The organism is Curtobacterium flaccumfaciens, from assembly GCF_018598405.1.
GTDB classification, from domain to species: domain Bacteria; phylum Actinomycetota; class Actinomycetes; order Actinomycetales; family Microbacteriaceae; genus Curtobacterium; species Curtobacterium aurantiacum.
Window position 1 is genome coordinate 65990 of sequence record NZ_JAHEWS010000011.1, and the last position, 19633, is coordinate 85622.

The window sequence follows — 19633 nt, forward strand, 5'->3', positions numbered from 1 at the left end:
CCAGCAGCCCGCCGCGCCGGTCAGGTGAGCCGGTCTGGAGGCGCGGGGTGCGCCTCCAGGCCGTCGACCGTCAGCGGTCGGTCACGTCCACGTCGTCGTCCTGGGACGCAGCGGAGGCTGCGGTGGGTGCCGTGCCCAGCAGGCCCGTGGCGTTCGTGAGGACGCCACGGAGGTTCTCGAGGTAGCCGGCGACGGCTTCGCGCTCGGTCCGGATCGCCGCCAGGCGGTCCTCGGCCTCGGCGATGATGCCGGCCGTGCGCTCCTCGGCGTCGGCGACCATCCGGTGCACCCGGTCCTGCGCGTCGGCGACGATGGTGCGCGCGTGCTCCTGCGCCTCGGCGGTGCTGGTGCGCTCGAGGTCGTCGGCCTCCTGCTGCAGGCGCTCGGCGCGCTCACGGGCCTCGGTCGCGCGGCGCGTGGCCTCGGCGAGCTGCAGGTTCGCCTCGTCCAGGTACTTCTGCGTCTCGGTCACGGTCTCGTGGTGCTTCTGCAGGTAGTCCTGTTCGGCGTCGTCACGACGTGACGCGAGCTCCGACTCGAGCGTGGTGCGGGCCTCGTCGCGCTCACGGGCGATCTCGGCACGGACCTCGTCGCGCTCCTTGGCCAGACCGGCGCGGGCGGTGGCGATCTCCTGCTCGAGGGCGGTGCGCTCGGCTTCGAGCACCCCGAGCTCGGCGGTGCGGCGGTCGGCGATCTCGGTGTCGACCTCGGCGTGCTCGCGCTCCCGGCGGGCCGCGATGGCGTTCTCGTGCTCGCGGACGGCCCGCTCGGCTGCCGCGTCGGCCTCGGCACGCTCCTGCGCGATCCGGGCGTCGTGCTCCTCGAGCTCGCGGGCGATCCGGTCGGCGGTCTCCTGCACCAGACGTGCGTTCTCGACGCGCGTCTGCTCCTCGTCGACCCGGAGCTGCGCCTGGGCGGCCTCGATCTCCTGCGCGAGGGCGGTGCGGGCCGCGGCGAGTTCGCGGTCCCAGCCGGCGCGGGCGGCGGCGAGTTCCTCGTCGAGCTCCCGGCGGCGGTCGGCGATCTCGCTGTCGAGCTCGGCGCGACGGCGGGTGACCTCGGACTCGAGCTCGGCGCGACCGGTCTCGAGGGCCAGCGCGTGTGCCTGCTGCTCCTCGTCACGCTCTCGGTGCCAGGCGGCACGGCCCTCGGTGACCTCGCGCTCGAGGGCCTGGCGTCGCGTCGTCTCCTCGCGGTCGAGGTCCTCGGTGCGGCGTGCGTGGTCGGCCTCGAACACAGAACGGCGGTGCTCGGTCTCGCGGTCGAGCTCGGCGGCGGCGGTGCGGGCGTCGGCCGACTCGCGCTGGGCGATCTCGCGCAGTTCGGCGACCTCGTGCTCCACCTGGGCGCGGAGCGCGTTGGTCTCGCGGATGGCGACGGAGCGGACCTCGGCGGCCTCGGTCACGGCGGCACCGCGCACGGCGGCGGCCTCGTTGCGGGCGTCCTGGGCGAGCAGCCCGGCCTCGGCGCGGGCGCGCTCGACGGTGTCGGCTGCTTCGGCACGGGCGCGGGTGAGCTCGTTGGTGGCGCGGGTGCGGGCGTCCTCGAGGGTGTCCCGCGCTTCTTCCTGCGCTTCGCGGACGGTGCGCTCGGCCTCGGCGCGGCTCGAGGCGCGGAGACGCTGGGCGTCGATGTCCGCCTGGCTGATGAGCCGGGTCGACTGCTCCTCGGCGACGCGCAGGGTGGACTCGAGGCGGGTGCCCAGACCGCTGTAGGTGGGGGTGCCGGCTTCGTCGAGCTCGCCCTGCAGCTCGGACACACGGGCCTGCAGGAGACGGATCTCCTTCGCGGCGTCGGCGCGGTCGTTGTTCGACTTGATGAGCTCGCGGCGCAGGTCGTTCAGCGAACGCTCCACCTCGTCGCGGCGGTACCCGCGCAGCTCGGTCCCGAACTCGGCCTCGTCGTTCGCCACGTGTCGCTCCTGGGTGCTCGGCGGAGGGCCCGGATCGGCCCGCGGTCGATTGTAGTGGCGGCCGAAGCGGGTCGTCTGAGTCCGGCGACAGCGCGGATTGATGCGCTGTCCAGCGTTGCTCGCTATCCTGAGTCGCTGATTCGCGCGCCGACATCCCCACCCCGGCGCGGTAGGGAGAGAGTTCGTGCGATTCGTCCTGGCGATCGTCAGTTTCGTCATCGGCCTGCTGCTCGTCGCGCTGGCGGTGGGGCAGCGGACCGTGTTCGCGCCGCCGTCCTCGCTCGTGGCCGAGAGTTCGACGACCAGTTCCGCCCCGGTGACGGTGATCCCGGGGACGACCCTCAACGCCAACCCCGGCTACCAGCGCATCAACGTGTCCGGCTCCGGCAAGGTCTTCGCGGCGTACGGCAAGACCGCCGACGTCGACGCCTGGATCGGTGACGCCGAGCACACCACGCTCCGCTTCGACGCCGAGAAGGGGTCGCTCGTCGGGTCGACCTCCGGCAGCGAGACGAGCGTCCCGTCGCCGAAGGGCAGTGACCTCTGGTACCAGGAGTACGACGGTGCCGGGCAGTTCACCGTCCGCCTGCCCCAGGACGTCTCGGTCCTGATCGTGAGCGACGGCCAGGCCGCAGCCCCGAGCGACGTGTCCGTCACCTGGCCGCAGGACACCGCGACCCCGGCGGTCGGCCCGCTGCTCGTGGCCGGCGGCGTGTTCGTCCTCGGAGGTCTCGTGCTGCTCGTCCTCGCCTTCCTGCACCAGCGCCGTGGCCGCGGTCCCCGCCGTCGCAGCGGTGGCAGCCGTCCGCCGCGGGTGCGTGCCTCCCGCCGTGCCGCCGCCGCCGGAGCCCAGGTGCCGCGTCGCGGTCGTCGCGGCACGCGTGCGTTCGTCGGCGTCCCGGTGCTGCTCGTCGGTGCCCTGACCCTGGCCGGCTGCTCCTCGGACTACTGGCCGCAGGGAGGGGACCCCTCGCTCGCCACGCCGACCCCGACGGCCACCGCCACGGGGGCAGCGGAGACCACCGAGCCGACCGCCGCGACCAAGCAGCAGATCACCCGCATCGTGCAGCGCACCGCGGCCGTCGCGAAGCAGGCCGACGGGGCGCGCGACCGCGACCTGGCACGGACCCGTTTCTCCGGAGCGGCACTCGACCTCCGCCTGGCCAACTACTCGATCCGTGGCAAGGACTCGGACGTCAAGGCGCCGCCGGCGATCTCGGCCGCACAGGTGTGCGTCGCGCTGCCGCAGCAGACCGACACCTGGCCGCGCACGGTCTTCACGATCGTCGCCGAGGACTGCGACGCCAAGTCGGCCCCGCAGGCCCTGACCCTGGTGCAGGACACCGCCCGCGATCCCTACAAGGTGGCGTACGACGTCTCGCTCGAGGCCGACGCGAAGATCCCGAGCCTCGCCCCCACGACGATCGGCGCCGCGCTGCTCGCGCCGGAGTCGAAGCTCCTGACGATCCAGCCGGACCAGGTCGCGACCGCCTACGGCGACATCCTGTCGAAGGACACCGCCAGCGAGTACGCCGACCTGTTCGCGACCGAGGGCGACGCGCTCCGGACGACCATCGGCAAGGCCTACAAGGACAAGAAGGCCAAGGCCCTGCCGGACACGGCGAAGATCGAGTACTCGTCCGAGGTCCCCGCCGACTCCGCCGTCGCCATCGCGACCGACGACGCCGGCGCCCTGGTCTCCGCCGACCTGGACGAGATCGAGAAGGTGACCCCGACCGCGTCGGGCGCCGAGGTGAACACCGAGGGTGCCGTGAAGGCGCTGTCCGGCGTGGACACGAGCAAGAAGGGCATCAGCGCGACCTACAGCGTCCAGTTGCTCTTCTACGTGCCGCCGGTCGCCTCGGATGGCAAAGTGGTCCTGCTCGGGTTCACGCAGGGCCTGACAGCAGCGAGTGAGGTGCAATGAGCAACATCCCCCCGACCCCGTCCGGGCTCCGCGGAGCCGTGGACCTGTCGTCCCTCGTCGACCGCGCACAGCGGCCGCCCCAGCCGTCCGGTGCTCCGGCCCCGGCGGGTCCCGCCGGAGCCACGCCCGGTTCTGACGTCGGCACCGCGAACGGTGCCGGCCCGACGCTCCCGTCGCTCGTGATCGACGTCACCGACGCCACGTTCCAGGACGTCCTCGAACTGTCGAACGTCGTCCCGGTCATCGTGGACATCTGGGCCGAGTGGTGCGGGCCGTGCAAGCAGCTCTCACCGATCCTCGAGCAGCTCACCGCGGAGTACGACGGCCGCGTGGTGCTCGCCAAGGTGGACGCCGACACGAACCCGCAGCTCGTGCAGGCCTTCCAGGCACAGTCGATCCCCACCGTGGCCGCCGTGATCGGCGGACGCCCGCTCGGGCTGTTCGTCGGGGCACTGCCGGAGGCGCAGGTCCGTGACGTCTACGAGCAGGTGCTCCAGGCCGCCGAGCAGAACGGCGTGTCCGGCCGTGTGACCGTCGACGGGGCTGCCCCGGTCGAGGCTGCCGAGCAGGGCGAGCCGGAGCCGGAACCGCTCCCGCCGCACCACCAGGCCGCGTACGACGCGATCGAGCGGGGCGACTACGCCACTGCGATCGAGGAGTACAAGACCGCCATCCTGCAGGACCCGCACGACCAGATGGCCGTGGCCGGGCTCGCGCAGGTGTCGCTGCTCGACCGGCTGAACGGTCGGACGGCCGACGAGATCCGTGCGGCTGCGGCCGCCGGCCCGCAGGACATCCAGGCGCAGCTCGCCGTCGCCGACCTCGACATCTCGGGCGGGCACGTCGACGACGCCTTCGGGCGTCTGCTCGACCTCGTGCCGACGGTGTTCGGCGACGACCGGGAGGCGCTGCGCGTCCGGCTCGTCGAGTACTTCGAGCTCATCGGCAGTGACGACCCGCGCGTGGTCGCGGCGCGTCGCCGCCTCGCGAGCGCCCTGTACTAGGGTCCGACGGCGCAGAAGACGCCGTCGTCACACCGAGACGCCGCCGAATTCGGCGGCGTCTCGGTGTCTCCGGGGCGTCTCGAGGACACGACGGCGTCTCGCGGACACGACGGCGTCCCGAACATCGCGATGGACCCGGCGACGGACAGACGGAAGGCCCGGTGCCAGCTGGCACCGGGCCTCCCGTCCGTCTGTCGGTCGCGTCCGGGACGCGGGTCGGGCTACGGGGCCAGCTTCAGCCAGACGGCGCCGAGCGGCGGCACCACCAGGTGCGCCGAAGCAGGACGGCCCGCCCACGGGGTGTCCTCCGCCGTGACGACGCCGAGGTTGCCGACTCCGGAGCCGCCGTACTCGGACGCGTCGGTGTTGAGCACCTCGTGCCACTCGCCAGCGGTCGGCAGCCCGAAACGACGCTCCACCGGCACGCCGGAGAAGTTCACGAACACCGCGACGCGGTCGTCGCCGTCCTTCCGCAGGAACCCGAGGGTCGAGTGCGGCGCGTCGCCGCCCTCCAGCCACTCGAACCCGTCGGCCGTCGCGTCGTGCGTCCAGAGCGCGGGGGAGTCCTTGTACACGCGGTTGAGCTCCGCGACGAGGTCCTGCACGCCCCGGTGGCCGGGCTGGTCGAGGAGCCACCAGTCGAGCCCCTTCACCTCGGACCACTCCGAGGGCTGCGCGAACTCCTGGCCCATGAACAGCAGCTGCTTGCCGGGGTGCGCCCACATGAACGCCAGGTAGGCGCGCACGTTCGCGAGCTTCTGCCACTCGTCGCCGGGCATCTTGCCGTACAGCGATCCCTTGCCGTGCACGACCTCGTCGTGGCTGATCGGCAGGGTGAACTGCTCGCTGAACGCGTAGACGAACGAGAACGTGATCTCGTCGTGGTGGTAGCTGCGGAACGCCGGGTCACGCTGCACGTACTCGAGCGAGTCGTGCATCCAGCCCATGTTCCACTTCTGCCCGAACCCGAGCCCGCCGGCACTCGTCGGCTGGGTCACGCCCGGCCACGAGGTGCTCTCCTCGGCGATCATCACGATGCCGGGGTAGCGCTTGTACGCCGTCGCGTTCGTCTCCTGCAGGAACGCGATCGCGTCGAGGTTCTCGCGGCCGCCGTGGATGTTCGGCAGCCAGTCCGTGCGGGAGTAGTCGAGGTAGAGCATCGAGGCCACCGCGTCGACCCGCAGGCCGTCGATGTGGAACTCCTCGAACCAGTACAGCGCGTTCGCGACCAGGAAGTTCCGCACCTGCGGCTGCCCGAAGTCGAACACGTAGGTGCCCCAGTCGAGCTGCTCGCCGCGGCGCGGGTCCGGGTGCTCGAACAGCGCGTAGCCGTCGAAGCGGCCGAGGGCCCACTCGTCCTTCGGGAAGTGCCCGGGGACCCAGTCCATGATCACGCCGATGCCCGCGGAGTGCAGGCGGTCGATCAGGTAGCGCAGGTCGTCGGGGGAGCCGAAGCGTGCGGTCGGCGCGTAGTACCCGGTGACCTGGTACCCCCACGAGCCGCCGAACGGGTGCTCGGCGAGCGGCAGGAACTCCACGTGGGTGAAGCCGGTGTACTCCATGTGCCCGATGAGCTGGTCGGCGACCTCGCGGTACGACAGGCCGGGGCGCCACGAGCCGAGGTGCACCTCGTAGACGCTCATCGGGGCGTCGTGCGTGGTGGTCTGGGCGCGGCGCTCCATCCACGCGGCGTCGCCCTCGGACCACGTGTACGTGGACTCGGTGACGACCGAGGCCGTCGCCGGGGCGATCTCGGCTTCGCGGGCGAACGGGTCGGCCCGCTCCACCCAGCCGGAGTCGGTGAGGATCTGGAACTTGTAGCGCTGGCCGACGACGGCGCCGGGCCAGAACAGCTCCCAGACGCCCAGGTCGCTCAGGCGGCGCATCGCGGTGGTGCGGCCTTCCCATCCCTCGAAGTCGCCGATCACGCGGACGGCGGTGGCGCGGGGTGCCCAGACGGCGAACGCGACACCGTCGACACCGTCGACGGTGCGTGCGTGTGCGCCGAGGTGGTGCCAGAGCTGCTCGTCACGGCCCTCGCCGAACAGGTGCAGGTCGAGCTCACCGAGCGTCGGCGCGAACCGGTACGCGTCGTCGGTGGTCCAGGTGGCGTCGTCCTCGTCCGAGGACTCGTCGTAGTCGTACTCCGACTCGACGCGGTAGCGACCGAGCGAACCGGTCGTGGCGCCGGCCCAGAGCCCGTCGCCCTCGTGCGTGAGCTCGATGTCGTCGCCGTCGGGGCGCACGACCCGAACCGCGCGGGCCAGGTGCCGGACGACGCGCACGCTGGTGCCGCCGTCGACCGGGTGCGGGCCGAGCACGTCGTGCGGCTGGGACCACCGGCCCTCGGCGACCTGCAGACGCAGCCAGTCCTCGATCGGTGCCGGACGCGGGTCCGTGGGCGCACCGGCGTGAGCCGCGGCCGGGACCGGCTCCGCGGTGGACGCCCGAGCCGCGGCAGCAGCCGTGGGGGCGTCCGGGGCGTCGACGGAGGCGGGCCGGACGACGGGGGTGGCCCCGGACGTCGGGGGCTTCGGGGTGTCCGACGGCGCGGCGGCCGCGACGGACGGCTGCCGCGGATGCGTCGGGTCGGCGGGGTGCCCCGCGAGCGTGGCGGACTCCGCCACGCCGCGGTCGGGTGCCTCGCGCTCGGTCGGCGGGGCGCCTGGAAGGTCCTCGTCCGGGGCGGAGACCTTCGGCTCGTACCGCGGCACGGCCGGCGGCGGAGGCGGTACCGGCGGGACGGCCGGTCCGCGCTTCGTGGGGTCGGTCGGGTCGGTGGTCATCGGTGGGGTCCTTCCACGACGAGCAGGTGCACGGGCTCCTGGAACGCGTCCAGGCGGACGTAGTTCGACGCGCCCCAGGTCCAGCGCTGACCGGTCACGACGTCACGGACGTCGAACAGGCCCTCGGTCGGCAGACCGAGTGCGGCGAGGTCCAGGTGCACGGTGGCCTCACGGGCGGAGTGCGGATCGACGTTGACGACCACGATCACGGTGTCGGCGCGACCCGAGCGGATGAACTCCGCCGGCAGGTGCTTCGAGTAGACGACGATCGCCGGGTCGTCGGCGGCGTGCACGTGCAGGTTCCGCAGCTGCCGGAGCGCGGGGTGCGCGGCGCGGAACCGGTTGAGCATCGTGACGTACGGGGCGAGGGATGCACCCTCGGCCTCGGCCAGGGCGAAGTCACGCGGCTTGTACTCGTACTTCTCGTTGTCGATGTTCTCCTCGGAGCCCGGTCGTGCGACGTCCTCGAAGAGCTCGTACCCGGCGTACATGCCCCACGTCGGCGCACCGGTGGCGGCGAGCGCCGCACGCACCTTGTAGCCGGCACGGCCGCCGAACTGCAGGTACTCGGTGAGGATGTCGGGGGTGTTCACGAAGAGGTTCGGGCGCAGGTAGTCGCTCGTCTCGTGGGAGAGCTCGGTGAAGTAGTCCTCGATCTCCTCCTTCGTGTTCCGCCAGGTGAAGTACGAGTACGACTGCTGGAACCCGGCCTCGGCGAGCGCGCGCATCATCGCCGGGCGGGTGAACGCCTCGGCGAGGAACACGGTGTCGGGGTGCTCGTCGCGGATCTCACGGATGACCCGCTCCCAGAACCACAGCGGCTTGGTGTGCGGGTTGTCCACGCGGAAGATGCGGATGCCGAAGGCGATCCAGTGGCGCAGGACACGCTCGACCTCGGTGACCAGGCCCTCGGGGTCGGTGTCGAACTGGATCGGGTAGATGTCCTGGTAGCGCTTCGGCGGGTTCTCGGCGGTCGCGATCGAGCCGTCGGCGCGCTGCGTGAACCACTCGGGGTGCTGGGTGACCCATGGGTGGTCGGGGGAGCACTGCAGCGCGAAGTCGAGCGCCACCTCCATGCCGGTGTTCTTCGCCGTCTCGACGAAGTCGCGGAAGTCGTCCTCGGTGCCGAGGTCGGGGTGGATCGCGTCGTGCCCGCCCTCGGGGGAGCCGATCGCCCAGGGGCTGCCGGGGTCGTTCGGTCCGGGGGTGAGCGTGTTGTTCGGCCCCTTGCGGGCGGTGGTGCCGATGGGGTGGATCGGCGGCAGGTAGATGACGTCGAAGCCCATCCGCGCTACGGCGGGCAGGCGGCGGGCCGCGGTGCGGAAGTCGCCGCTCTTCCACGAGCCGTCCGGGTTCTTCTTCGCGCCTTCGGAGCGGGGGAAGAACTCGTACCAGGCGCCGACGCCGGCGCGGGTGCGTTCGACGTCGAGCAGCTGGGTGGCGGAGTGGGTGCGGAGCGAGGTGAGCGGGGCGTCCTCGACCTCGGCGACGATGCGCGGGTCGTCGACGGCGGCCAGGCGCTCCGCCGGGTCGAGGTCGGTGTCGCGGACGCGTGCGGCTGCGCGGGTGGCGGCCGGGGAGCCGGTCTCCTCGGCCAGCCGGTCGAGCAACACGGCACCGTCGAGGAGCGTCGCCTCGGTGTCGACGCCGGCTGCGATCTTCAGGCGTGCGCCGTGGAGCCAGCTCGCCCAGTCGTCGGAGTACGACTCGACGTGCCACGTCCAGACGCCGACGTGGTCGACCTGCACCGTGGCTTCGTAGCGGTCGGTGCCGGGGGCGCCGAGGGTCATGGGGACGGTGCGGGTTCCACCGTCTGGGCGTTCGAGGACGAGGTCGGCGCCGATGATGCCGTGTCCTTCTCGGAAGACGGTTGCACCGAACGTGATCACCTCGCCGTCGAATGCCTTGCCGGGGAAGCCGTTCGGCGTCCTCGGGGCGAGCTCGGTGATCGGGATGCGCCCGATCTTCGGGCGGCGGGGTCGGTCTGCGGTGGCCACGGAGGCGACGCTACCCGGAAGGACGGGGAGTGTTCCCGGGTCGCGTGTCGCGACGAGCACGCCCGGGCGCGCCGGACGGCGGACGGGAGGCCCGTGGCGGGGCCGCCACGGGCCTCCCGTCCGCCTGTCGGTTGCGTCGACCGGCCGCACCCGCCTGCGCGCGCTACGCCACCTCGAACAGGTGGATGCCGGGGCCGTAGGCGGTGAAGACCTGGCCGGCGGGACGGAGGCGCTCGTGGTCGCGGTGCTTCTCGCTCGACCAGGCCAGGCGGTAGCCGAGGACGTCCTCGCGCACCGGCAGGGTGAGGTCGCGGGTGCGTCCGCTGCCGTGCACGACGACCAGGACGCGGTCGAAGGGCTCGTGCTCCGGCGTCGACTCGACGAAGTACTGCAGGGCGCGGTGGACCGGCTGGTCCCAGCCCTCGATCGTCATCGCCTGCCCGTCCGGCCCGTACCAGGACATCCGCGAGGCACCGGGGGTCTCCTGCCCCTCGACGCCGAAGCGCGTGGGGCGGAGTGCCGGGTGCGCCTGCCGGAACCGGGCCAGCGCGGCGACGGCCTCGGTCATGGTCTCGGCGTCCTCGTCGTCCGACCAGTCCACCGGGGTCAGGTCCTCGGACACCACGTACGCGTTGTTGTTGCCGTGCTGGGTGCGGCTCCGCTCGTCGCCGGCGGTGAGCATCGGCACCCCGGCGGACAGCATCAGCGTCGCCACCAGGTTGCGCATCGAGCGACCGCGTGCGGCGCGCACCCCGCGATCGGCGGTGTCGCCCTCGATGCCGTGGTTGAAGGATCGGTTGTCGTTCGAGCCGTCGCGGTTGTCCTCGCCGTTCGCCTCGTTGTGCTTGCCGTCGTACGACACCAGGTCGAGCAGGGTGAAGCCGTCGTGCGCGGTGACGAAGTTCACGCTGGCCAGCGGGCCACGGTCGGCACCGAAGACGCTCCTCGACCCCGTCAAGGCCTCAGCCAACCGGCCGATGCCGGTCTGCGGCAGGCCGGTTCGGCGCTCCTCGGCGATGTCGGTGAGCCAGAACTGCCGGACGGTGTTCCGGAAGCCGTCGTTCCACTCGCTCGTGCGGTCCCCGGCCGCGCCGAAGGACCCGGTCTTCCAGCCGTCGGGGCCGACGTCCCACGGCTCGGCGATCACCAGGGTGTCCTGCAGGTCGGGGTGGCTCCGGATCCGCTCGAGCAGCGGGTGCGACGGGTCGAGCCGGTGCTCGCCGTCGCGGGCCAGGGCGGCCATCAGGTCGAAGCGGAACCCGTCGACCCGCACCTCGCGCGCCCAGTACACCAGGCTGTCGACGATGAGGTCGGCGGTCGCCTCGACCGAGGTGTCGAGGGTGTTCCCGCACCCGGTGGTGTCGTAGTAGGAGTCCCGGTACGGCGACGCGGAGCGCGCCCAGCGGTACCGGTTCGCGCCGTCGATGCCGCGCAGGCTCGTCGTCGGACCGCCCAGCCCTTCTTCCGCGGTGTGGTTGTAGACGACGTCGAGGACGACCTGGATGCCGGCCTCGTGCAGCAGCCGGACCATGCCCTTGAACTCGCGCAGGACGGCGTCGGCGCCCTCCTGCTGGGCCGGGGCCGAGGCGTGGGCGGCGTGCGGGGCGAAGAACCCGAGCGTGTTGTAGCCCCAGGCGTTCTCGCGGCCGGCGTCGCGGAGCCACCGCTCGGTGTCGAACGCCTGCACGGGCAGCAGCTCGAGCGTCGTGACCCCGATGCGGTGCAGGTGCGCGATCGTGCTCTCGTGCGCGACCCCCGCGTAGGTGCCGCGGAGGTGCTCCGGCAGGTGCGGGTTCGCGGCCGTCAGGGTGCGGACGTTCGCCTCGTAGACCACGGCGCGGTCGAGCGGCACCTGCGGCTTGACGACGCCGCCCCAGTCGAACGCGTCGTCGACGACCACGCTGGTCCAGCGAGGGCCGGCCGCTTCGTCGTTGCCCGTCGGCAGGATGCCGCGCGCGTACGGGTCGAGCAGCGGCCGGGTCGGGTCGAACCCGTGGCGCGGCCCCACCGGACCGTCGACGAGCAGGTGGTACCGGTCGCCCGGTCGGACCCCGGGAACCTCGGCGGTCCAGACGTCCGTGTCCGGCACGCGCTCGAGCGGGTGGGTGGTCGCCTGGTCCGCCCCGCTCGCCACGACCAGGGCGACGCTCGTCGCCGTCGCGGACCGCAGGGTGAACCGGGGGACGGTCCCGCCCAGGGAGAACCCCGGCGTCAGGTCGATCGCTGTCTCGTGCACGCGACAAGGGTACGAGGACCGGCGCGTATCCTGGACACTGCTCGATCCAGGGGGTGCATTTGTCGGTCTACCTCGACCACGCCGCGACGACGCCGATCCTGCCGGAGGCGCTCGCCGCCTTCACCGATGCCCTCGGCACCGTCGGCAACCCGTCGTCCATCCACAGCGCCGGGCAGCGCGCCAAGATGCTGCTCGAGGACGGCCGCGCCGCCGTCGCCCGCTCGCTCGACGCCGACACCGTCGAGGTCGTGTTCACCTCAGGTGGCACCGAGAGCATCAACCTCGCCGTGAAGGGGCTGTTCTGGGCCCGTCAGCGCGACCGCCAGCGACCCCGCATCGTCGTCCCCGGCGGCGAGCACCACGCCACCGTCGACACCCTGACCTGGTTGGAGACGCACGAGGGCGCCGTCATCGACGTGGTCCCGTTGGACGCGCAGGGTCGCGTCGACCTCGCCGGACTGGAGGCGCGCCTCGCCGACGCCTCGGACGTCGCCCTGGTCACGTTCCTGTGGGCGAACAACGAGGTGGGCACCATCCAGCCCGTGTCGCGGATCGTCGAGCTCGCGCACGCCGCCGGCGTGCCCGTGCACAGCGACGCGGTCGCCGCCTACGGGCAGGTGCCGGTGTCGTTCGCCGGGTCCGGCCTCGACGCGCTCAGCGTCTCCGCGCACAAGATCGGCGGGCCCGTCGGTATCGGTGCGCTCGTGCTCGGACGGAAGGCCACCGTCGAACCCCTCATCCACGGTGGTGGGCAGCAGCGGCAGGTGCGCAGCGGCACGCAGGACGCCCCGGCGGCCGCGGCCTTCGGCGTGGCGGCCAGCGCGGTCGTCGCCGAGCCGATGCCGCACCCGTCGCTCGTCGCCCTGCGCGACCGGCTGATCGCCGGGGTCCGTGCGGCCGTGCCGTCGGCGGTGCTGATGGGGGACCCCGTCGACCGGCTGCCGGGCAACGCACACTTCACGTTCCCGGGGTGCGAGGGCGACTCGCTCCTGTTCCTGCTCGACGCCGCCGGGGTCGCGGTCTCGACCGGGTCGGCGTGCCAGGCCGGTGTGCCCGAGGCGTCGCACGTGCTGCTCGCGATGGGGCTGTCGGAGCAGGACGCCCGTGGTGCGCTCCGGATCACGCTCGGCCACACGACGACCGATACCGACGTGGATGCGTTCCTGACAGCGCTGCCGGATGCGGTCGCACGGGCCGGTGCCGCGGGGATGGCGTCGCGGGAGCCGCTGCTCGGGCGGTAGCGGTCGACCTCGTTCGAACTGGTTGACACTGGCGAGTCGCCGGACGGTAATATTCCAACTCCACACAACGGAGTGATCGGAGTACCCATGAACGTCCACATGTCCCGAAGCCGGCGTCTGCTCGTCGGGATCGCCACGACTTTCACGATCGTCGTCTCGGCCGTCGTGGCCAGTCCAGCCCAGGCTGCTCCGGAAGATCAGCTCGACCCGAGGACCGCCGACGCGCTGCAGACAGGCGTCGCACCGGATTCGCACACGTTCGACGGGGCGGTTGCACGCGCGGCGGGAGCGAGTCCGGCGGACATCGAGGCGTTCGCGACCGGGTGGGTCATCGCTGGAGGAACTGCCCAGAACGCATCCGTCGACCGCGACATGGTGCAGGCCGTGGCCGACCAGTCGGGCGTGATCAGGGCGTGCGCAGGCAAGAACCGCTGGGACTACACCGGTCTCCAACTCAACGTCTACCTCAACTCCTGCAACACCAACCGCCTCCTCGGAGCAATCGCCTCCGGCGCAGGTGCGGCTACCGTGGTCGGCATCATCACGGCCGCGACCGGGATCGGTGGAGCGGCGGCGGGGATCATCGCCGGAGGGCTTGCAATCGCAGGCGGCATCCTGACGTCGTGTGCGGCGAAGGGACGAGGAGTGGCAATCCACAACATCGCGCCGGGCCCCGTCGTCTGGTGCAACGGACAGTGACCACGCAAGCGGAAGGAGTCGGTCATCATGAGCAGGTCAGCCCGCGCCGCCGTGCTCGCGATCGGGGCCGTGTTCGCGGTGGCAGGGATCGCGCTGGTCGGTGTTGCTTGGTTCGCATTGCCCGCCGATGACCCAGCGGTGTCGACGCTCACGGTCGGCGCGTTCCCGGTCATCGGTCTGGGTACCGTTGCCCTGCTGGCTGTTGTGGCGTCCGACCGCCGAAGGCGGAACTAGCCGCAGACAGCAGCGACGAAGCCTTCGCCGAGCCGATGGCGGAGAAGACTTCGTCATGCCGAGGTCACGACGAGAGCGTTCGAACGAGCTCGACCGAGCAAGCCTCGGCCGCCGGAACACCGACGTCCGGCGGATCGGGCTCCCGCCCCGCGAAGCGGACCGCGCTGCGAGGGGAACACCTCTTCGTTCACCACTCGCCCGGCGTCGTGAACACCCCGGAAACGAAGGCGTGAGCCGTGTCGTGGTGTCCTCAGGGTGCGCATCGCGCTCGGTCCGTCCGGGATCGAAGCGGAGGAACGACGCCGTCAGGGGGAATCATGACAGGACTGGTTCGGGTCGGCGCGGTCATCGCGGGGCTCGTGGTTCTTGCGCTCTTGGCCCGCGGCCGACGATAGGGCGACCAGCGGTCCTCGGCCGTGCTCGCCCCTACGGAAGCGGCTGCCGTCGGATCCAGACGCCGACCGAGACGTGCGATAGGCCGGTCGCAGCGAGACAGACCATCGCCCACCCGACGACGCTGTGCCCGGTCGCGACCCAGAACGCCCCGAGGGCGAGGACGAGCGCTGTCACGAGTGCGCTGAAGGCCAGCAGGAGGACGCTGATCACGGGACTGGCGTTCTGGGTGAGCCGAGCGTCACGCACCCAGGCCGGGTTCCGCACACGCGACACGAAGATCGCGACGGTGCCCAGCAAGACCGCGATGCTCGCTCCGAGCAGAACTGTTCCGGCCACGGCGCGATGGTAGCTCGACTGGACCTCTGCTCGAGGCAGCCCAGAACGGCCTGGCGCGATGTCCATGAGGGGATCGCCACCGACGCGCATCGTTGTGATACTTGGACATGCTCGAGTTGGTGAGACCGCAGGCGGGGATGTACGAGGCGTGGGCTGAAGCACATGCCGAGTGGGGGCCGGGCGTGCACGAGGACGGGTTCGGGATCACCGCACACGACGATGTCGGTGACGAGGACGGGTTCCGCAGCTGGGTCGGCCGACTGCACGCCAGACCCGGGGCGCTCTGGTGGATCGTCGAGGACGGTCGTGTCCTCGGCGGGATCGCGCTCCGGGCTCCGGGTGATGCGGCCGGCGTGCAGCGGTTCGGCCACGTCGGGTACGGGATCCGCCCGTCCGCGAGGGGCCGTGGCGTGGCGACGTGGGCGCTGGGCCAGGTGCTCGCGCACGCATCGCGGGTCGGGATCGACCCGGTGGTCGCTGTCTGCCGCGACGACAACGACGGCTCCATCGGGGTGTTGGAGCACTACGACGCCGTTCTGTCGTCGACCGAGAACCGCGACGGTGTGCGGCTGCGCCGGTACGCCATCCCCAGGTCGCACCGGAGGCCCGGATGAAGAGGCGGCGGCGACCTGGTGCTGCTGGGCCGGGGCCGGGGGGCCGGGGTGCAGGGCGCGTGGGGAGGACCGCGACCAGCGGGGCGGACCCGCACCGGGCCTCCCGGTCGGCCGAGCCGGACTCGCGCCGGTAGGATCGATGACCATGGTCGAACTGGACTTCACCGAGCAGCTCTCCGCCCTTCGCGAGACCTTCGGCAACATCCGCTCGGTGGTCGACGTCGACCGCCTGCAGCGTGAGATCGCCGACCTCAGCGAGCAGGCCGGGGCCCAGGACCTCTGGGACGACGTCGACCACGCGCAGCAGGTGACGAGCGCGCTCTCGCACCGGCAGTCGGAGCTGAAGAAGATCACCGACACCGAGCAGCGCATCGACGACCTCGAGGTGCTGGTCGAGATGGCGAACGAGGGCGACGACCAGGAGTCCGCCGACGAAGCGCTCGCCGAGCTCAAGGCGATCCAGAAGATGATCGGCGACTTCGAGGTGCAGACGCTCCTCGACGGCGAGTACGACGACCGTCCTGCGGTCATCACGATCCGCGCGGGTGCCGGCGGTGTCGACGCCGCGGACTTCGCCGAGATGCTCCTCCGCATGTACCTCCGGTACGCCGAGCAGCACAACTTCAAGACCACCGTGATGGACACGTCCTACGCGGAAGAAGCGGGCATCAAGTCCGCGACGTTCGAGATCGACGCGCCGCACGCGTTCGGCACGCTGTCGGTCGAGGCCGGCACCCACCGGCTCGTCCGGATGTCGCCGTTCGGTGCCGCCGGCAAGCGCCAGACGTCCTTCGCCGCGGTCGAGGTCATCCCGCTCATGCCGGAGACCGCCGTCATCGACATCCCCGAGAACGACATCCGTGTCGACGTGTTCCGATCGTCGGGCCCCGGCGGGCAGTCCGTCAACACGACCGATTCCGCGGTGCGCCTGACGCACATCCCGACCGGCACCGTCGTCTCGATGCAGAACGAGAAGTCGCAGATCCAGAACCGTGCGGCCGCCATGCGCGTGCTGCAGTCGCGCCTGCTCCTCCTGAAGAAGGAAGAGGAGAACGCGAAGAAGAAGGAGCTCGCCGGCAACATCACGGCGAGCTGGGGCGACCAGATCCGGTCCTACGTCCTGGCGCCGTACCAGATGGTCAAGGACCTCCGGACGGAGCACGAGGTGAACAACCCCTCAGCCGTGTTCGACGGCGATCTGGACGGGTTCATCAACGCGGGCATCCGCTGGCGCAAGCAATCCGCCGCTGAGTAGGGGTTCGTGAGCCGCGCGCCTCGCTTGTTTTCCAAGCGGGGCGACCTACCCTGATCCGGTCATGATCAAATTCGACCAGGTCACCAAGGTCTACTCGGGCAACCCGAGTCCGGCGCTCGACAACCTCACCCTCGAGATCCTCAAGGGTGAGTTCGTGTTCCTCGTGGGCGCGTCCGGTTCCGGCAAGTCCAGCTTCCTGCGCCTCGTGCTCAAGGAGGAGAAGCCCACCAGCGGGCAGATCCACGTGCTCGGGCAGCGCCTCGGGTCCCTGGCATCGCGGAAGGTCCCGTACTTCCGTCGCAACCTCGGCGTGGTCTTCCAGGACTTCCGCCTGCTGCCGAACAAGAACGTGTTCGACAACGTGGCGTTCTCGCTGCAGGTGATCGGCAAGAGCAAGGGCTTCATCAGCGAGGCCGTGACCGACGTGCTGAAGCTCGTCGGGCTCGCCGGCAAGGCCACCCGCATGCCGCACGAGCTCTCCGGCGGTGAGCAGCAGCGCGTGGCCATCGCCCGAGCCGTCGTGAACAAGCCGGCGATCCTGCTCGCTGACGAGCCGACCGGGAACCTGGACCCCACGACGTCCGCGGGCATCATGGCACTCCTCGAACGCATCAACCAGGGAGGCACCACCGTGCTGATGGCGACGCACGACGCCAGCATCGTGAACCAGATGCAGCGCCGGGTCATCGAGCTCTCGAACGGCGCCGTCCTGCGCGACGAGCAGTCCGGCGGCTACCAGACCCAGGCCGTCCCGATCCAGCGAGGCACCGTGTCCAACACCACCGGCATCCAGACGATCCCGGGGCTCATCCGATGAGGCTCGGGCTCGTCATGTCCGAGGTCGGCTCGGGCCTGCGGCGCAACGCGTCGATGGTCGTCTCCGTCGTCCTCGTGACCTTCATCTCCCTCACCTTCGTCGGTACCGCGATCCTGCTCCAGATGCAGATCAACCAGATGAAGGGGTACTGGTACGACCGGGCGCAGGTCGCCGTCTACCTGTGCACCGAGACCGACACGACCGGCAACTGCACCGGTGCCAAGGCCACCGAGGACCAGCGCGAGCAGGTCCAGGCGCAGCTGGAGTCCTCGACGCTCAAGCCGTACATCGAGAAGACGTACTACGAGAACCAGGACCAGGCCTTCGCCCGGTTCAAGGAGCAGTTCAAGGAGTCGGCCGCGACGGAGTTCGTCAAGCCCGAGTACCTGAACGAGACCTTCTGGGTGAACCTGAAGAACCCGTCCCAGGCCGACGTCCTGGTCGAGAGCCTGTCGAAGGTGGCCGGCGTGCAGAGCGTGAGCGACCAGCGCAGCTACCTGCAACCGATCTTCAACCTGCTCAACGCCTCGTCGTACACGGCGATCGGCATCGCGGCGCTCATGCTCGTGGCGGCCGTGCTGCTCATCGCGACGACGATCCGGTTGTCGGCGTTCAGTCGACGGCGAGAGCTCGGCATCATGCGGCTCGTGGGGGCGTCGAACCGGTTCATCCAGACACCGTTCGTGCTCGAGGGGGTGATCGCCGCCGCCATCGGAGCAGTCTTGGCCGGCGGTGCGATCACCGCAGTCGTGTGGTTCTTCGTCCGGAACTTCCTGGCCGAACGCTTCCGGGGCACGGCGTTCATCGGCATGGGTGACGCTGCCATCGTGGTCCCGGCGGTGATCGTGATCGGGGTGCTCCTCGCCGCGGCGTCAGCGTCGATCGCGATCCGGCGGTACCTGAAGGTCTGACGCAGCACCACATCCGCGAACGGGCGGCGCGCCGGGAAGGTGCGCCGCCCGTTCCGTGTTGAGTAGGCTGTAGGGCTGCGCAGCGCCATCCGGTGCGGCGCAGTGCACCGGTCATCATCGAGAGGAGTCGTCATGGCGAAGGAACGCGGTGAGAAGGTCGTCGCGACGAACCGTCGTGCCCGACACGACTACCTCATCGAGGACACGTACGAAGCGGGCATGGTCCTGTCCGGCACCGAGGTGAAGTCCCTGCGCATGGGGCGGGCCTCGCTGGTCGACGGGTACGCGTACATCGACGGTGGCGAAGCGTGGATCGACGCGGTGCACATCCCGGAGTACACCGAGGGCACGTGGAACAACCACGCGCCCCGGCGCAAGCGCAAGCTGCTCCTGCACAAGCAGCAGATCGTCAAGATCTCGCACAAGACGGCCCAGGGTGGCTACACCCTCGTGCCGCTGCAGATCTACTTCCACGACGGCCGGGCCAAGATCGAGATCGCGGTCGCCAAGGGCAAGCGCGAGTTCGACAAGCGCCAGGCGCTCCGTGAGAAGACCGACAAGCGTGAGGCCGAGCGGGCCATGCGCACCCGGAACCGCGTCGGGGAGTAGCGCCGACGGATCGCCTCGGCTAGACTGAGGGACTGCCCCGCACGGGGCATTGGCAACTCAACAGCGTGACAGCGGCTCGCACGTCCGGCCCGCATGGGGATGATCGGTTTCGACATTGCCTGTGTGCCGACGGGAAGCGGGCCGAGGACCCACGGTTATCTCGTTAACGATCCGTGGAAAACAACAAGTGCCAATTCCAAGCGCACTGACTTCGCTCTCGCTGCGTAAGCAGCCCAGCACATGAAGTCCGTCGGCCAGGTGACCGTCCCCTAACCTGATCCCGACGTCATCCAGAGGACTTGCTGCACGGTTGCGCCTCAGGGCCGTGCGGGACTTGCACTGAGACTGGGCCCGTCGTCCTAGAAGCCGGTAGCAAAGGACGGGGCCGAGCAGAACGAACTATCCGGATACGCCCGTAGAAGACGTCGAATTGCAGCGATGGACGGGGGTTCGATTCCCCCCATCTCCACCATTCGCCGAACGACGAACCGCTGTCACGCTGCGCCACCTGAACGCCCCGGCACCGTCCCCTGGACAGTGCCGGGGCGTTCGCTGTGTAGTGAGTTGCACTCCAGCAGGTGCTGCCGCCACCGTTGGGCTGGGACCTGCGGCGCCGTCCGACGACGACGTCGGACCGCCCTCGGAGCTGTCGGTCACGC

15 protein-coding genes and 1 other RNA gene are annotated in these 19633 nt (G+C 70.8%); 11 read left to right on the plus strand and 5 right to left on the minus strand.

The genetic code is table 11. The features are described 5' to 3' along the window. Window positions 1-70: 70 nt before the first annotated feature. Window positions 71-1912: a coiled-coil domain-containing protein gene (locus tag KK097_RS09025; protein ID WP_214544396.1), complete on the minus strand. Its 1842-nt coding sequence runs from the start codon at window positions 1910-1912 to the stop codon at window positions 71-73. A gap of 184 nt (window positions 1913-2096) precedes the next feature. Here KK097_RS09025 and KK097_RS09030 point away from each other — a divergent pair, with 184 nt between their 5' ends. Both KK097_RS09030 and KK097_RS09035 read left to right on the plus strand, forming a co-directional pair. Further along, entirely contained in the window at window positions 2097-3839 is a 1743-nt protein-coding gene (locus KK097_RS09030) for a DUF8094 domain-containing protein (protein WP_214528612.1), read from the plus strand. Beyond that, window positions 3836-4843, plus strand: a complete 1008-nt coding sequence (locus KK097_RS09035; RefSeq protein WP_214544397.1) for a tetratricopeptide repeat protein — start codon at window positions 3836-3838, stop codon at window positions 4841-4843. Before KK097_RS09030 ends, KK097_RS09035 begins: the two co-directional genes overlap by 4 nt. Window positions 4844-5064: 221 nt before the next feature. Here KK097_RS09035 and glgB read toward each other — a convergent pair whose 3' ends face one another. The 3 genes from glgB to KK097_RS09050 form a co-directional block, all read right to left on the minus strand. After that, window positions 5065-7629, minus strand: a complete 2565-nt coding sequence (glgB, locus tag KK097_RS09040; RefSeq protein WP_214544398.1) for a 1,4-alpha-glucan branching protein GlgB — start codon at window positions 7627-7629, stop codon at window positions 5065-5067. Continuing rightward, window positions 7626-9626, minus strand: a complete 2001-nt coding sequence (locus tag KK097_RS09045) for an alpha-1,4-glucan--maltose-1-phosphate maltosyltransferase (RefSeq protein ID WP_214544399.1) — start codon at window positions 9624-9626, stop codon at window positions 7626-7628. The genes glgB and KK097_RS09045 overlap by 4 nt, the downstream gene beginning before the upstream one ends. A 163-nt stretch (window positions 9627-9789) precedes the next feature. Beyond that, a complete protein-coding gene (locus KK097_RS09050) occupies window positions 9790-11862 on the minus strand; it encodes a glycogen debranching protein (RefSeq protein WP_214544400.1) in 2073 nt (690 codons plus the stop codon). Between the two features lie 59 nt (window positions 11863-11921). On the opposite strand from KK097_RS09050, the gene KK097_RS09055 reads away from it, so the two are divergent. The 3 genes from KK097_RS09055 to KK097_RS09065 all read left to right on the plus strand — a co-directional run bounded on the left by KK097_RS09055 (window position 11922) and on the right by KK097_RS09065 (window position 14036). After that, the gene (locus tag KK097_RS09055; protein ID WP_214544423.1) at window positions 11922-13103 is read left to right on the plus strand and encodes a cysteine desulfurase family protein; all 1182 of its coding nucleotides are present in this window, start codon (window positions 11922-11924) and stop codon (window positions 13101-13103) included. An 87-nt stretch (window positions 13104-13190) separates the two neighbouring features. Continuing rightward, entirely contained in the window at window positions 13191-13802 is a 612-nt protein-coding gene (locus tag KK097_RS09060; protein WP_214528607.1) for a hypothetical protein, read from the plus strand. A gap of 27 nt (window positions 13803-13829) precedes the next feature. Beyond that, on the plus strand, window positions 13830-14036 hold the full coding sequence (locus KK097_RS09065; protein ID WP_214544401.1) for a hypothetical protein: 207 nt from the start codon (window positions 13830-13832) through the stop codon (window positions 14034-14036). A 426-nt stretch (window positions 14037-14462) separates the two neighbouring features. On the opposite strand, the gene KK097_RS09070 is transcribed toward KK097_RS09065, so the two are convergent. Continuing rightward, window positions 14463-14768, minus strand: coding sequence for a hypothetical protein (locus KK097_RS09070; RefSeq protein ID WP_214528605.1), 306 nt, complete (start codon window positions 14766-14768; stop codon window positions 14463-14465). Between the two features lie 119 nt (window positions 14769-14887). On the opposite strand from KK097_RS09070, the gene KK097_RS09075 reads away from it, so the two are divergent. The 6 genes from KK097_RS09075 to ssrA all read left to right on the plus strand — a co-directional run bounded on the left by KK097_RS09075 (window position 14888) and on the right by ssrA (window position 19446). Then, window positions 14888-15382, plus strand: a complete 495-nt coding sequence (locus KK097_RS09075) for a GNAT family N-acetyltransferase (RefSeq protein ID WP_214544402.1) — start codon at window positions 14888-14890, stop codon at window positions 15380-15382. A gap of 145 nt (window positions 15383-15527) precedes the next feature. Further along, the gene (prfB, locus tag KK097_RS09080) at window positions 15528-16637 is read left to right on the plus strand and encodes a peptide chain release factor 2 (RefSeq protein WP_071244840.1); all 1110 of its coding nucleotides are present in this window, start codon (window positions 15528-15530) and stop codon (window positions 16635-16637) included. 61 nt (window positions 16638-16698) lie between these two features. After that, window positions 16699-17454, plus strand: a complete 756-nt coding sequence (gene ftsE / locus KK097_RS09085) for a cell division ATP-binding protein FtsE (protein ID WP_214528603.1) — start codon at window positions 16699-16701, stop codon at window positions 17452-17454. Then, window positions 17451-18365: a permease-like cell division protein FtsX gene (gene ftsX, locus KK097_RS09090; RefSeq protein WP_214528602.1), complete on the plus strand. Its 915-nt coding sequence runs from the start codon at window positions 17451-17453 to the stop codon at window positions 18363-18365. Before ftsE ends, ftsX begins: the two co-directional genes overlap by 4 nt. Window positions 18366-18497: 132 nt before the next feature. After that, window positions 18498-18974, plus strand: a complete 477-nt coding sequence (gene smpB, locus KK097_RS09095) for an SsrA-binding protein SmpB (RefSeq protein WP_214528601.1) — start codon at window positions 18498-18500, stop codon at window positions 18972-18974. A 95-nt stretch (window positions 18975-19069) separates the two neighbouring features. Beyond that, window positions 19070-19446, plus strand: a transfer-messenger RNA (tmRNA) gene (gene ssrA / locus KK097_RS09100). Window positions 19447-19633 lie beyond the last annotated feature (187 nt).